At 59.4% G+C, this 14,290-nt stretch carries 10 protein-coding genes; 7 read left to right on the top strand and 3 right to left on the bottom strand.

Translation table 11 applies throughout. The annotated features are described in order from the left end of the window. Positions 1–51: 51 nt before the first annotated feature. The gene (locus ACLBW8_RS13615; protein ID WP_447805567.1) at positions 52–522 is read left to right on the top strand and encodes a RidA family protein; all 471 of its coding nucleotides are present in this window, start codon (positions 52–54) and stop codon (positions 520–522) included. Further along, complete coding sequence (locus tag ACLBW8_RS13610) at positions 519–1,700, top strand: aminotransferase class V-fold PLP-dependent enzyme (protein ID WP_447805566.1); 1,182 nt, start codon at positions 519–521, stop codon at positions 1,698–1,700. Before ACLBW8_RS13615 ends, ACLBW8_RS13610 begins: the two co-directional genes overlap by 4 nt. Here ACLBW8_RS13610 and ACLBW8_RS13605 read toward each other — a convergent pair. Then, a complete protein-coding gene (locus tag ACLBW8_RS13605) occupies positions 1,697–2,038 on the bottom strand; it encodes an aspartate-semialdehyde dehydrogenase (protein WP_447805565.1) in 342 nt (113 codons plus the stop codon). The genes ACLBW8_RS13610 and ACLBW8_RS13605 overlap by 4 nt on opposite strands. Before the next feature lie 219 nt (positions 2,039–2,257). Between ACLBW8_RS13605 and rapA the strand changes: the two genes are divergently transcribed. Continuing rightward, positions 2,258–5,104, top strand: coding sequence for an RNA polymerase-associated protein RapA (gene rapA / locus ACLBW8_RS13600; protein ID WP_447805564.1), 2,847 nt, complete (start codon positions 2,258–2,260; stop codon positions 5,102–5,104). A gap of 182 nt (positions 5,105–5,286) precedes the next feature. Here the strand turns inward: rapA and ACLBW8_RS13595 are convergent, their stop codons facing one another. Then, a complete protein-coding gene (locus tag ACLBW8_RS13595) occupies positions 5,287–6,633 on the bottom strand; it encodes a spinster family MFS transporter (RefSeq protein WP_064451217.1) in 1,347 nt (448 codons plus the stop codon). Positions 6,634–6,897: 264 nt separating this feature from the next. On the opposite strand from ACLBW8_RS13595, the gene ACLBW8_RS13590 reads away from it, so the two are divergent. The 3 genes from ACLBW8_RS13590 (at position 6,898) to ACLBW8_RS13580 (ending at position 12,048) form a co-directional block, all read left to right on the top strand. Further along, positions 6,898–7,263 carry a YkgJ family cysteine cluster protein gene (locus ACLBW8_RS13590; protein ID WP_064451216.1) on the top strand — a complete coding sequence of 122 codons (366 nt, stop codon included), beginning with the start codon at positions 6,898–6,900 and terminating at the stop codon, positions 7,261–7,263. A 139-nt stretch (positions 7,264–7,402) separates the two neighbouring features. Then, positions 7,403–9,667: a putative bifunctional diguanylate cyclase/phosphodiesterase gene (locus tag ACLBW8_RS13585; RefSeq protein WP_447805563.1), complete on the top strand. Its 2,265-nt coding sequence runs from the start codon at positions 7,403–7,405 to the stop codon at positions 9,665–9,667. 203 nt (positions 9,668–9,870) lie between these two features. After that, positions 9,871–12,048, top strand: a complete 2,178-nt coding sequence (locus ACLBW8_RS13580; RefSeq protein WP_447805562.1) for a hypothetical protein — start codon at positions 9,871–9,873, stop codon at positions 12,046–12,048. Between the two features lie 311 nt (positions 12,049–12,359). Here ACLBW8_RS13580 and ACLBW8_RS13575 read toward each other — a convergent pair whose 3' ends face one another. Next, complete coding sequence (locus ACLBW8_RS13575; protein ID WP_432750544.1) at positions 12,360–12,662, bottom strand: DUF2288 domain-containing protein; 303 nt, start codon at positions 12,660–12,662, stop codon at positions 12,360–12,362. A 341-nt stretch (positions 12,663–13,003) separates the two neighbouring features. Here ACLBW8_RS13575 and ACLBW8_RS13570 point away from each other — a divergent pair, with 341 nt between their 5' ends. Beyond that, positions 13,004–14,131, top strand: a complete 1,128-nt coding sequence (locus ACLBW8_RS13570; protein WP_064451212.1) for a branched-chain amino acid ABC transporter substrate-binding protein — start codon at positions 13,004–13,006, stop codon at positions 14,129–14,131. Positions 14,132–14,290: the final 159 nt, after the last annotated feature.

The following is a 14,290-nucleotide window of genomic DNA, read 5'->3' as shown; positions in this document are numbered from 1 at the left end:
CCCATCGCCACAGCCAACATGCTGAAACCTCCCACCCCAAGAGGATTCAACATGACCGACTCCATCCGCCAACGCGTGCAAGCCCTTGGCCTGACGCTGCCAACGCCCAGCCAGCCGGCGGCCAATTACATCAATTATGTGGTCAGCCAGAACCAGCTGTTCATTTCCGGGCAAATCCCCATGATCGATGGCAAACCCGCCTACGTCGGTCGGCTGGGCGAATCCCTCAGCGATGAAGAAGGCGCCCAGGCGGCAGAACTGGCGGCGCTGGGCCTGTTGGGCCAACTGAGCGATGCGCTGGGTGATGACCTTGCGCGCGCGGTGCGTATCTTGCGCCTGGGGGTGTTCATTGCGAGCAGCGCCGACTTTCAGCGCCAAAGCGTGGTGGCCAACGGCGCCTCGAACCTGCTGGTCAACGCCCTCGGCGACAAGGGCCGGCATGTGCGCACTGCTGTAGGTGTTTCCAGCCTGCCGGCGGGCGTGGCAGTGGAGGTTGATGCGATTTTCGAGCTGCAACCGTGAGCCCGCCCGACGTCCAGCAACTGCGCGACGACACGCCCGGCTGCCAGTCGGGCATTGTGCATTTCAACCACGCCGGTGCCTCGCTGCCCAGCCAGGCCACCCTCGACGCGATCATCGACCAATTACAGCGCGAAGCCCGCGACGGCCCGATGGAGGCCGGCGAGCATGGCGCCGTCCTGATCGAAAAAGCCCGGCGTGCGGCCGGGCAACTGCTCAATGCGCCCACTGCCTCGATTGCTTTTGCCAGCAGTGGCTCGACCGCCTGGAGCATGGCGTTCCAGGCCTTGGGCCCCTGGAAACCAGGCGAACGCATTCTGGTCGGCCGCCATGAATGGGGCGGCAACCTGGCGAGTATGCAACGGGCAGTGCAGTCCGGCGCCCAGGTGGACGTCATTCCTTGCGATGCAACCGGCGCGGTCTGCCCGGTGGCGCTGGAGTCGATGATCGATGCCAGCGTCAAGCTGATCGATTTGACCTGGCTACCGGCCAACGGCGGCCTGATCAACCCCGCCCAGGCGATCGGGGAAGTGGCCAAGCGCCACGGCATCGCCTATTTCATCGACGCCGGCCAAGCCGTGGGGCAACTGCCGGTAGACGTGCAGGCGCTGCATTGCGATGTGCTCAAGTCAGCGGGGCGCAAACACCTGCGCGGGCCACGCGGTACGGCGCTGATGTATGTACGGCCGGACTTCCTCCAGCGCCTGAATCCGGCCCAGCGCGATGTGTTTTCAGCCCCCTGGACCGTCGACGGTTTCCACTTGCGCAACGACGCCCGGCGCTTTGAAACCAGCGAAGTGTCCTACGCCTTACTGGCGGGTTTAGGCAATGCATTACAGGAGGTCAATCGACTGGGCGTAGAGAGGACGTGGGAAAGGGTCTTGCAGATCAGCGGGCAAATCCGGGAAGCCTTGCGTCAGATTCCGGGAATTTCCCTGCACGACTTGGGCGTCAACCACTCAGGACTGATTGCCTTTAACCTGGCTGGCTGGGATGCCTTCGAACTCAAACGACGCTTGGGGCTGAAGCGCATCAATATCGGCGCCAATGGCGTGGCCTACACCCCACTGGACATGCAGGCACGTGGCCTGACCAATATCGCGAGAGTGTCCGTCAGCCCGCTCAACACCGAGCACGACATCGAACGACTGCTCGCGGCGCTGTATGAGTTGCGCGATTAAACCTCGACGTCCACCCACAAACCCTGGCGCGGCGCATCTTCGATCAGCGGCACCACGGGCACGGTATTGTCGGCATTCAATACATCGCCGGGAATCGCCAGGTGTTCCTCAGGGTCTTCGTCGGCTTCGCGCCGACGCTTCTGCTGCTCTTGCTGGCGGCGTTGTTCCTCGCGCAACAGCAAGGTCGCCTGCTCGGAATCGCCCTTTTTCAGGTCGATCGTGCTTTCGTTGGAGCCGGCTTGTACTGGCACCACGGGCGGGATATCCGGCTTCTGGCGCACCGGGTCAAGTTGTGATGTGACCGGCACGACGCTGACGGGCAGCATGGGTGGCAGCATAATAATTACTCTCCTGATCAACAGGCTGTCGGCGGGTTGCAGGGCGACTTGAGCGCAAGCTCGCCAAGCTGTGACCCAGTCGACACTCGCAAGTGCCCGCCACCCGTCGATCCAGCTTTCGAACCCGCGCGTTAACGGAGTAGTTTTTGTCAGAGTCCTTTGGCTGAGGGCCTTGTTCCGTTAAGATAGTCGGCTTTTTCACGGCGGGAGTCAGGCAGCATGGCGCAGCAGTATCAACCGGGGCAACGCTGGATTAGTGACAGCGAAGCAGAGCTGGGGTTAGGCACCGTTCTGGCACAGGACGGCCGCTTGTTGACCGTGCTCTATCCGGCCACTGGCGACACTCGTCAGTATGCGCTACGGAATGCGCCCCTCACTCGTGTGAGGTTTTCGCCGGGTGACTCCATCACCCATTTCGAAGGCTGGAAAATGACCGTACAGGAAGTCGACGACGTCGACGGCCTGCTGGTCTACCACGGCCTCAATGGGCAGAACGAGCAGGTCACCCTGCCGGAAACTCAACTGTCCAACTTCATCCAGTTCCGCCTGGCCAGCGACCGTCTGTTCGCCGGGCAGATTGACCCGTTGGCCTGGTTCTCGCTGCGCTACCACACGCTGGAACACACCAGCCGCCAGTTGCAATCCTCGCTGTGGGGCCTGGGCGGCGTGCGTGCGCAACCTATTGCTCACCAACTGCACATCGCCCGTGAAGTCGCTGACCGTATCGCGCCACGGGTATTGCTGGCGGACGAAGTGGGCCTGGGTAAAACCATCGAAGCCGGCCTGGTGATTCATCGCCAGTTGCTGTCGGGCCGCGCCAACCGCGTGCTGATCCTGGTCCCGGAAAACCTGCAGCATCAGTGGCTGGTGGAAATGCGCCGCCGCTTCAACCTGCAGGTTGCACTGTTCGACGAAGAACGCTTTATCGAAAGCGATGCCGCCAACCCGTTCGAAGACACCCAGCTTGCGCTGGTGGCGCTGGAGTGGCTGGTTGACGACGAGAAGGCCCAGGACGCGCTGTTCGCGGCCGGCTGGGACTTGCTGGTGGTCGACGAAGCGCACCACCTGGTCTGGCACGAAGAGAAAGCCAGCCCTGAGTACACACTGGTCGAACAACTGGCCGAAGTGATTCCGGGCGTGCTGCTGCTCACCGCAACCCCTGAGCAACTGGGCCAGGACAGCCACTTCGCGCGTCTGCGCCTGCTGGACCCGAACCGTTTCCACGACCTGCACGCCTTCCGCGCCGAGAGCGAAAACTATCGCCCGGTGGCCGAAGCCGTTCAGGAGCTGCTGGACAAGGGCCGCCTCTCGCCGGCCGCCCACAAAACCATCCAGGGTTTCCTCGGCAACGAAGGCGAAGCCCTGCTGACCGCCGTCAACGATGGCGACGCCGAAGCCAGCGCCCGTTTGGTACGCGAACTGCTGGACCGCCACGGCACCGGCCGCGTGCTGTTCCGCAACACCCGTGCCGCCGTGCAAGGGTTCCCGGAGCGCAAGCTGCACGCCTACCCGCTGCCGAACCCGGACGAATACCTCGAGTTGCCGCTGGGCGAACACGCCGAGTTGTACCCGGAAGTCAGCTTCCAGTCGCAGCCGGACATTGAGGAAGAAAACCGCTGGTGGCGCTTCGACCCGCGCGTCGAGTGGCTGATCGACCAGCTGAAAATGCTCAAGCGCACCAAAGTGCTGGTGATCTGCGCCCACGCCGAAACCGCCATGGACCTGGAAGACGCCCTGCGCGTGCGTTCCGGCATCCCGGCCACGGTGTTCCACGAGGGCATGAACATCCTCGAGCGTGACCGCGCTGCCGCTTACTTTGCCGATGAAGAATTTGGCGCCCAGGTGCTGATCTGCTCCGAAATCGGCAGTGAAGGCCGCAACTTCCAGTTCTCCCACCACCTGGTGCTGTTCGACCTGCCGTCCCACCCCGACCTGCTGGAACAGCGGATCGGCCGTCTGGACCGGATCGGCCAGAAGCATGTGATCGAACTGCACGTGCCGTACCTGGAAACCAGCCCGCAAGAGCGTCTGTTCCAGTGGTACCACGAGGCGCTGAACGCGTTCCTCAATACCTGCCCGACCGGTAACGCCTTGCAGCATCAGTTCGGCCCACGCCTGCTGCCGCTGCTGGAAAACGCCGACGACGGCGAGTGGCAAGCCCTGATCGACGAAGCCCGTGCCGAACGCGAGCGCCTGGAGCAAGAGCTGCACACCGGTCGCGACCGCTTGCTGGAGCTCAACTCCGGCGGTGCGGGTGAAGGCGATGCACTGGTGGAAGACATCCTTGAGCAAGACGATCAGTTCGCCCTGCCGATCTACATGGAAACCCTGTTCGACGCGTTCGGCATCGACAGCGAAGACCATTCGGAAAACGCACTGATCCTCAAGCCCAGCGAAAAAATGCTCGACGCCAGCTTCCCGCTGGGTGACGACGAAGGTGTGACCATCACCTACGACCGCAACCAGGCGCTGTCGCGCGAAGACATGCAGTTCATCACCTGGGAACACCCAATGGTGCAGGGCGGCATGGACCTGGTGCTGTCCGGTTCCATGGGCAACACCGCCGTGGCGCTGATCAAGAACAAGGCGCTCAAGCCGGGCACCGTGTTGCTGGAACTGCTCTACGTCAGTGAAGTGGTTGCGCCGCGCTCGCTGCAACTGGGCCGCTACCTGCCACCAGCCGCCTTGCGCTGCCTGCTGGATGCCAATGGCAATGACTTGTCCGGCCGCGTGTCGTTTGAAACCCTGAACGACCAACTGGAAAGCGTGCCACGCGCCAGCGCCAACAAGTTCGTGCAGGCCCAGCGCGATCAGCTGACGCCGCGCATCAACGCCGGCGAAGAAAAGATCACCCCGCGCCACGCCGAGCGTGTGGCCGAGGCGAAGCGCCGCCTGGCAGCGGATACCGACGAAGAGCTGGCGCGCCTGACCGCGTTGCAAGCGGTCAACCCGACCGTACGCGACAGCGAACTGGTTGCCCTGCGCCAGCAACGCGAGCAAGGCCTGGCCATGCTCGACAAAGCGGCGCTGCGACTGGAAGCGATTCGGGTGTTGGTGGCGGGTTGATGACCGCCCTGCCCTGCTAAAAAGAAGGCCCGCGCAATGCGGGCCTTTTGCATGCTTTTGAGAATATCGTTGCCTTTAAGAGCCTCTTCGCGAGCAAGCCCGCTCCCACATTATTCGGTGATCGACTTGGCAACTCGGTCAAAGGTGGGAGCGGGCTTGCCCGCGAAAGGGTCAACTCGTCATCAGGCCGTAGCCGCAGCAGCCGGCACCTCCACCGCCCCCAGCCCATCCTTCATCCGCTTGGCATCACGCACAAAACTGCGCGACGCCTGGAACAGAAACAGCATGGTCAAGAACAGCGCCACCGGAATCAGGTACATGGCGTCGTGCAAGCCCACAGCCTTATAGGCCTCAGTCATCTGCGCAGCCCCATCGGCATACATCGCCGAATGAGCAAAGTGATCAGAAAGCCCGCCCACCACCACCGGTCCCATGCCACCGCCCAGCAAATACAACCCGGCAAAGAACAACGCCATCGCCGTGGCGCGCAGGCGCGGTTCGACCACGTCCTGAATCGCCGTGTACACGCAGGTGTAGAAGTTATAAGCGAATAACCAGCCCACACTGAACAGCGCCACAAACACACCAATCTCGATGCGCCCGGCATGCAAGGCCCAGGCGGTGGTGACGGTGGAGATGATCAGGCTGCACGCCGCGAACAGCAGTCGGCCATTGGCCACGCGCTGATGGATCTTGTCGGCAATCCAGCCGCCCAGCGTCAGGCCCACCAAGCCGGTCAAGCCGACGATCACCCCGGTGGCAACCGCAGCGTCCTGCAACGGCATCAGGAAGTAGCGCTGCAACATTGGCACCAGGAACGAGTTGCACGCATAGGTGGCGAAGTTGAAACACAGCCCGGCCAACACCAGCCAGAGGAAGGTCGGCACCGCCAGCACGCGGCGGATCGGACGGTCGACGCGTTCCTGGGAGACCTGCACGGTTTCTGCGGCGCCGCGTTTGGGCTCTTTGATATAGAACATGAATACCGCCAGGATCATTCCCGGCACGGCGGCGATAAAGAACGGCGCGCGCCAGCTGTCGAACGCCTTGACCATCGCGCCAATGGTGAAGAATGCCAGCAGGAGCCCCAAAGGCAGGCCCAGCATGAAAATGCCCATGGCCCGGGCGCGCCGGTGGGCGGGAAACAGGTCGCCAATCAGCGAGTTGGCCGCCGGTGCATAGCTGGCTTCACCAATGCCGATGCCCATGCGCACCAGCAGGAAGGTCCAGAAACTGCCGACCATGCCGTTGATCGCCGTCAGCCCGCTCCAGGCGAACAGGCCCCAGCCCATCAGTTTGCTGCGTGAGCCCGTGTCGGCCATACGCCCCAGCGGCAGGCCGGCGATGGCGTAGACAATGGTGAAGGCGGTGCCGATGATTCCGAGCTGAAAGTCGCTCAGGTGCCACTCCATGCGGATGGGCTCGATGATGATGGCGGGAATGGTGCGGTCGAAGAAATTGAACAGGTTGGCGAGGAACAGCAGGAACAGAATGCGCCAGGCATTCGCCGCTTGGGTCGAGTTCTGCATGGGTCCGTCTCTTTTATTGTTATGAGAGCTGCGATGCCCGATGCATCCTGCTCAGGTATCTGCAACATAGTCAGGCAGGCGGCCGTTGTCTGTAATGATTCGTAAAGCTGATAGGGCGTAATTTCGCCCGGACCTTCACCCGGAACTGCGGGGGTTTTCCTACGAAAATATAAGTGCTCACCCCCCTTCCCAACCGCCATGGCAAGATTAGAATGGCGAGCCTTCCTGTAACACCCCATCCTACTTTTCTTATCGATGACGCCCATGTCCGAAGCCAGTCCGTGTCTGAGTTGCGGTGCCTGCTGTTCATACTTTCGTGTGTCTTTCTTCTGGGGAGAGTGCGCCTCATCGGGGGGCACGGTGCCCGATGATTTGGTGGTTCAGATCAATCCCACACGCGTGGCGATGATCGGTACCGACCAGAAACCCGCGCGTTGCTGCAGCCTTGAAGGGGAAGTCGGCAAAGGCACCCGCTGCACAATCTATGAGCAACGGTCGAGCCCCTGCCGCGAGTTCGACGCGTCGTGGAGCCAGGGCGAGCAAAACGTCGACTGCGATTCAGCACGTGCCGCCTTTGGCTTGCCGCCATTGGAAGCGCCTTTCGAGCTGGAACTACCCATCAGCGCTTAGCAGCAAACGCTATGACCGGCATGCCAAAATCATTGTAGTCAAAGTGCCATTATCCCTGGCAATTCCCGCGAGGCTTCTATACTGGAGTTCATAGGCCATTGCTCAAGGCAATGACGTACTGACTTTGACGGGACATGCTATGGAATGGCTAGGTATGTATTTTTTTACCGACCTTCCAGAGAACGGGCACTTATTACTCAATTGCAGTCATAACCCCTTTCTGGTGTTGCTGGCCTACCTGGTCGCTTGCGCGGCCGGGTTCGGTACGTTGGACATGGCCGAACGTGTCGGCCATGTAGAAGACCCTACTGCCCGCCGCCATTGGCGCTGGCTCGGTGCAGGGTGCCTCGCGGGCGGTATCTGGTCGACTCACTTCATCAGCATGCTGGCTTTCCAGGCACCTATTGCCATTCATTACGAAATGATCATGACGTTCGCCTCGCTGGTGATCGCCTTGATTGCCTCGTTGTTTGCCATGCAAACCCTCAGCCATGCCCACCTGCGGTTTCATCAGTATTTACTGGCGTCGGTGTGGATGGGGCTCGGTATCGCCTTGATGCACTATGTGGGCATGTCGGCCATGCGCTCTCAGGCCCAAGTGTATTTCGAGCCGGGGCTGTTCTTGGCATCGGTCGCCATTGCCATTGGTGCCAGCCTGACCGCATTGCTGCTGTCGTGCTACCTGCGCAACGGCGCCGGCGTTTTCCATCAATTGCTCAAATACGCCGCGAGCCTGGTGCTGGGCGCCGGAATCCTGAGCATGCACTTCACCGGCATGGCCGCTATGCAAATGCTGGTGCCCAGCGGGGCCGACCTCGCGTTACCGCTGGACAACAACCCCATTCAACTTGGCCTGTCAGTGGCGGTTATCACCCTGCTGGTGATCGGCAGCAGCGTCAGTGCCGCCCTGGCGGACAAAAAGCTGCAGCACAAGGAACGCGACCTGCGCCGGGTCAACGCCCTGCTCAGCGAACTCGACCAGGCCCGCGCCTCACTGCAACAGGTTGCCCATTACGACGCGTTGACCAGCCTGCTTAACCGCCGGGGGTTCAACCAGATTTTCGCTGAGAAAGTCGCCGAAAAAACGGCAAACAACGGCATGATGGCGGTGATATTCCTGGATATTGACCACTTCAAGCGTATCAATGACAGCCTGGGTCATGACGCCGGCGATCAGCTGTTAACGGTATTGGCCGGGCATATCAAAGGCTCGGTACGCAGCCACGAAGACGTGGTCGCACGGTTTGGTGGGGACGAATTTTGCATTTTGATCAACATTCATCATCGCGACGAAGCGCGGCACATGGCGCAGCGGATCATGCAGAAGATGAAGGAGCCGGTCGAACTCGCCGGTCGGCGCATGGTAATGACCACCAGCATCGGCATCAGCCTGTTTCCCGAAGACGGCCTGACCTGCGAGGAGCTGCTGAAAACCGCTGACCTGGCGCTGTATCAGTCCAAGGACGCCGGGCGCAACAACCTCAACTTCTTCAGCTCCAACCTTAAGACCCGTGCTTTCCTTGAGCTGCAACTGGAAGAGGAATTGCGCGCAGCCCTGCGTAGCCGCAACGAGTTGGTGCTGTTTTATCAACCGATCTTCGACATGAAACTCGGCAAGGTCACTCGCCTGGAAGCCCTGGTGCGCTGGCAACATCCGCAACACGGGCTGCTGGCCCCGGACCGGTTTATCGACATCGCCGAAAGCAATGGGTTGATCGCCGAACTGGACCACTGGGTGTTGCGTCAGGCCTGCCATGATTTAAGCCTGCTGACCGACCGGGGCTACAGCGAACTGACCATGGCCGTGAACTGCTCGGCCCTCAACCTGACCCGTGACGAGTTGGCAGATGAAATCGAAGCAGCCCTGCGCTTCGCCGGAATTGCCGCCAACCGCCTGGAACTGGAAGTCACCGAAAACGCGCTGATGGGCAATATCAGCAGCACGCTCGCGCTGTTGCGGCAAATTCGTGCCTTGGGGGTTTCGCTCGCCATCGATGATTTTGGCACCGGCTACTCATCGCTGGCTTACCTCAAACGCCTACCGATCAATACCTTGAAGATCGACCGTTCATTTATCCAGGACATTCCCAAGTCCACCGCCGATATCGAGATCGTCCAGGCGATTATCGGCATGGCCCACACCCTGCACCTGCAGGTGGTCACCGAAGGCGTGGAAACCCAGGCACAGTTCGAACTGCTGCTCAAACATGGCGGTGATTTCATTCAGGGCTACCTGCTCAGTCCGGCGGTCCCCTTCAGCGACATCGTCGGCGTGATCCAGGGCATCCAGATGAACAACCCGCTCTACCCTTTCAGCGTGGAAGGCAACAAAGAGGCCCCTGTGCCGAAAGCCCCCACCCCAACCCGTATCAGCCCCACGTCGACGGTAAGGCCAATTCGCTGACGCCGATTCTTTGGCATTTCGCCATCATTTGACTAAAGAACGCCGACGAACGGCCGATTCATCAGAGTCCGGCCACGATTCCCCTTGAAAAACCAGGGTTAAACCCGACCGTCCCGGACTCAGACGCACTGTAAAGTCGCGAACTCTCATTCAATGATGGCTCCTTGATTTTTTAAGCCATCTGTCCAGGTACATGGCGCACAATGACTTCCAAAAATAACTCTGCCACCGAGATCATCGACGTGTTGCCGACAGCTCCTGCGGAAAAATCCTCAGGTTCCAAGTCATTGAGCAGCGCCCGCCCGCTGGCCACCCAGCAGTACTTGTACTTCACCGAAACCAATACCGACCGCATCCTCGATAACCTCGACGGCCTGCGCGACATGGTATTCCCGCGCCCGCCCCAGCAAGAAGGTGACGGCGACCCGCGCAACGAGCAGGAATTTCCCTCGGTGTGCCTGATCGGCCTGGGCCGCTGCGGTTCGAACATCGCGCTGGACGTGGCGGAGTTGGTGTACAACGCGCGCAAGTTCTACCTGAACGAATTCAGCACGGAAGACAAATCGGCGGACAAGGGCTATAGCCCGGCCCAATGGATCCGAAACAACCTGCGCTTGGGCGGCGGCAAGGCCACCAAGCCGGTGTTCCTGGTGGAACCGCTGGTGATGCTGGGTGACCTGGACAAGGACATCGCCGGGCGCATTCGTTTTTCGCGCAAGGGCGAAAAAAGCGGTTTCCTGCGCGACTACAGCAAGATGAAAATAATGGACCTCTCGGAAGTCCATGCCGGTGGCGCCGGTAACGCGCCGATCCTGGGCCAGTACCTGGCCAAGATCATCCTCAATAAAGACACCCAGCGTTTTTCCAGCCCTGACTGGAAGATGATTCACTCGTACCTGATCGACTCCTGCGGCATCAAGGCCAACCAGTCGCGCCTGTACTTCTCGATCTTCAGCGCCGGCGGCGGTACGGGTTCGGGCATGGCCTCGGAGTTTGGCCTGGCCCAGCAGCACTCGTACATGAACAAGACGTTCGACACCAAACCCGCCGACGAGCACGACAGCAAGAGCGGCCACGCGTTTGTCTTCGAGCCGATCTTCACCAGCGGCATCTGTGTGCTGCCGAATATCTCCGATCACCGCAGCGAAATGTCCGAGGCCCTGCACATCAACGCCGGGCGGTTGTTGTGCAAATACCTGTCGGAAGAATGGGACTTCTCTTACAACTTCGACAATGAAGACAGCAGCGAAGCCAGTGTGAAGGGACGTATCCGGCCATGGAACGCGATGATGCTGATCTCCAACGACATCATGCGTTACGCCGAAGAGAGCGATGACGGCAATATCCAGAACATTGACGTCAATGCCATGGAAAAACACGCCAACCAGTACATCTCCCAGCAGATCTTCAACATCCTCACTGCGCAGGCGGTGACGACCGATTACGACCAGAACTACTTCCGGCGTGCCGGTATCGACATTGGCGAAACCATCCGCCTGGATGCCAACGACCTGTTTATGAGCCTGGCAGGACCGGTAGCGATTGCCTATGCCGAGTCCGTGGTGCCGGAAACCCCGGTGCCGTCGAATGACAAGTTCAAGGTCTTCGATAAAGAGCCACAGCGGCTGAATATCGATGACTTGTTTTTCCGCTCCATCGACCTGCCACACTTCAACAAAGTGACCCAGGCCATCGAAGGTATCAGCCTGTTGCCGATCGAGTCCAAGCGCTACAAGGCGTCACTGGAGCAATACAAGAATTCCGGCTACGACGCAGCCGCCCTGCATGACCTGCACTTCTTCAAGAACTGCTCGTCGGTGGTGTCGATTGTGTCCTTGCCCAAGGACTACAAGCTGTCCTACATGGACTTGAACCGGCTCAAGACGCACCTCAATAGCCTGTTTCCCAACACCACGCTCAAGCGTTATGCGCTGGTGATCGGGGCGTCGGCCAACTTGTCGCTGACAACGCTGATCGCCAAGAGCCCGTGCCTGTCGGATGACTTCCTGACGTTGATCGTGGCCTTTATCAAGCGTTGCTTTGCGCGTAACCCGTACCGGTTTGATGACACGCTGGATAATTCGATCCTGGACTTCATCATCCATGAGGACTTCGATGAAGACCGGATTGATGAGCTGCTCAACGAGTTCGAAAACCCGGCGAAGATTCTGGACACCAACTGGTACGCGATCAAACCGATGTATGAGAAGAAGTATCGGGAGTTGATCAACGACAAGGATAAGTTTGTGTCGATCAATGACATTCGCCTGTCACGGGATTGTGTGAAGAAGGCGATCAAGTATTTGCGTGAGATTTATCGTCACCGGATTGGCAAGACCAAGGTGATTTCGTTGAACAACCATACTGGCAAGACTGCCTAGACCGGGTCGCGCCCTTCGCGAGCAAGCCCGCTCCCACATTTTGACCGTATTCCTACAGGAAATACCCGGTACAAATGTGGGTGTGGGCTTGCTCGCGAAAGCGCTCTGCCAGCCACCGCAAACCTGCAACTTTGCCACACCCGGAAACAATTCCCCCGGCCTTGCGCCACTCACAAAACTGTTCCCGTGACGCGCACGTCACCCTTACCTGTGACCTTTCTCTACGGCAAGATGCCATCACGGCGCTTGCGGTTACTCCGCTACACACTTCTACAGGCTGAAACCGCGCACCTTTTTCGTGCAGAGCCTTCTTACGCTGCCCTTTCCTGGATCAAAATCCACGGCGAAACCACCACCGCCCATAAGCCCGGATCCCGTTCCACCAGGTCCAATGCCCGCGTCGCAGACACTTCGCCAAGGCTCCCCGCAGCCAGCCACGCAGCGACTTTCTCACGGTTATCCTCGGCCATTCCCTCGGCCGCTTCGATCAAATCCAGGTCGGCGTCGACCCACAATAGGGCACCCTTGGCAAAGAACGGTTCAAGCTCCTTCCAGGAAATTTCGGCGGTTTCGCCGAGCAGCTTGGCATAGAGGGTGCTAGGTTCTTGCGTCATGGGAATTCACCTGAAGTAAAAATCGGCGCAATCATAACGTCCGGGCTCAGGCAGAAAAACCCAGTTGCAAATGAGGCATCGATAGAAAGTGTCAGAAAAGCCAAGGATTGCCCGAGACTCTGGCATAACCCCGCCGCAATTCTGTCTTTTTCTTTCATTTAAGCGACATACCCGGGTTTTGCCCCCAGCAGCCAGCTTTTCAAGCGATCAACCGGCGCTCTACACTGTACCGGTACAGTTGCCAGGGCAATGCCGGGGGGATATCCGAGATATCTGATCCGGTTCTGCAGCTCACAAGGCCGCTAGAACTATAAAAAATACAACAGTAAGAGTGGAGCACTATGAATAAGGCTACTAAGCAGATTTCCAAACTGTTTGCCGCTATGGTCCTGGCTGGGGTTGCCGGCCATTCGTTCGCAGCTGACACCATCAAGATCGGCATCGCCGGCCCTAAAACCGGTCCTGTAACGCAATATGGCGACATGCAGTTCATGGGTGCCAAGCAGGCGATTGCCGACATCAACGCCAAGGGCGGCGTCGATGGCAAAATGCTCGAAGCCAAAGAATACGACGACGCTTGCGATCCTAAACAAGCCGTGGCCGTAGCCAACAAAGTGGTCAACGACGGCGTCAAGTTCGTAGTCGGTCACCTCTGCTCCAGCTCCACTCAGCCAGCGTCCGACATTTATGAAGACGAAGGCGTGATCATGATTACCCCGGCTGCCACCAGCCCGGAAATCACTTCCCGTGGCTACAAGCTGATTTTCCGCACCATCGGCCTGGACAGCGCCCAGGGTCCTGCAGCCGGCAACTACATCGCCGACCACGTGAAGCCGAAAGTGGTTGCGGTCATTCACGACAAGCAGCAGTACGGTGAAGGCATCGCCACCGCCGTTAAACAGACCCTCGAAAAGAAAGGCGTGAAAGTTGCTCTCTTCGAAGGCATCAACGCTGGCGACAAAGACTTCGGCTCGCTCATCCAGAAGCTCAAGCAAGCCAACGTCGACTTCGTCTACTACGGCGGCTACCACCCTGAACTGGGCCTGATCCTGCGCCAAGCCAAGGAAAAAGGCGTGAACGCCAAGTTCATGGGCCCTGAAGGCGTCGGCAACGACTCCATCTCGCAAATCGCCCAGGGCGCTTCCGAAGGCCTGCTGGTGACCCTGCCGAAGTCTTTCGACACTGATCCTGCCAACAAGGCAATCGTTGAAGAGTTCACCAAGAACAAGCAGGACCCAACCGGTCCGTTCGTGTTCCCAGCGTACTCGGCTGTTGAAGTGATCGCCGGTGGTATCGCTGCCGCTAAGAGCGAAGACACCGCCAAAGTGGCTGCTGCCATCCACGCCGGTACTTTCAAGACCCCAACGGGCGACCTGAGCTTTGACGCCAAGGGCGACCTGAAGGACTTTAAGTTCGTGGTCTACGAATGGCACTTCGGCAAACCAAAAACCGAAGTTTCCCCTCAGTAAGCCAGGCGTTACTGGTCAACAAGCCCACTGTGCAAGCAGTGGGCTTTGTTTTACGAGGTTTATGGGCCTGACACCCGCGATCCGGGCGCTGGCTCACCTGAAAATCTTAAAACCGTCACCAGCGGTTCGCTGGCAAACGCTTCGTGCAACCTGCTCATA

Source organism: Pseudomonas sp. M5A4_2d (genome assembly GCF_053345295.1).
This window is presented reverse-complemented; position numbering and strand designations above follow the sequence as displayed.

Excerpts from the sequence above, each read along its gene's own strand:
- ACLBW8_RS13605 (WP_447805565.1), bottom strand. The coding sequence starts at position 2,038 with ATGCTGCCACCCATGCTGCCCGTCAGCGTCGTGCCGGTCACATCACAA.
- ACLBW8_RS13570 (WP_064451212.1), top strand. The coding sequence starts at position 13,004 with ATGAATAAGGCTACTAAGCAGATTTCCAAACTGTTTGCCGCTATGGTC.
- ACLBW8_RS13590 (WP_064451216.1), top strand. The coding sequence starts at position 6,898 with ATGTCCGAAGCCAGTCCGTGTCTGAGTTGCGGTGCCTGCTGTTCATAC.
- rapA (WP_447805564.1), top strand. The coding sequence starts at position 2,258 with ATGGCGCAGCAGTATCAACCGGGGCAACGCTGGATTAGTGACAGCGAA.
- ACLBW8_RS13575 (WP_432750544.1), bottom strand. The coding sequence starts at position 12,662 with ATGACGCAAGAACCTAGCACCCTCTATGCCAAGCTGCTCGGCGAAACC.
- ACLBW8_RS13580 (WP_447805562.1), top strand. The coding sequence starts at position 9,871 with ATGACTTCCAAAAATAACTCTGCCACCGAGATCATCGACGTGTTGCCG.
- ACLBW8_RS13595 (WP_064451217.1), bottom strand. The coding sequence starts at position 6,633 with ATGCAGAACTCGACCCAAGCGGCGAATGCCTGGCGCATTCTGTTCCTG.
- ACLBW8_RS13585 (WP_447805563.1), top strand. The coding sequence starts at position 7,403 with ATGGAATGGCTAGGTATGTATTTTTTTACCGACCTTCCAGAGAACGGG.
- ACLBW8_RS13615 (WP_447805567.1), top strand. The coding sequence starts at position 52 with ATGACCGACTCCATCCGCCAACGCGTGCAAGCCCTTGGCCTGACGCTG.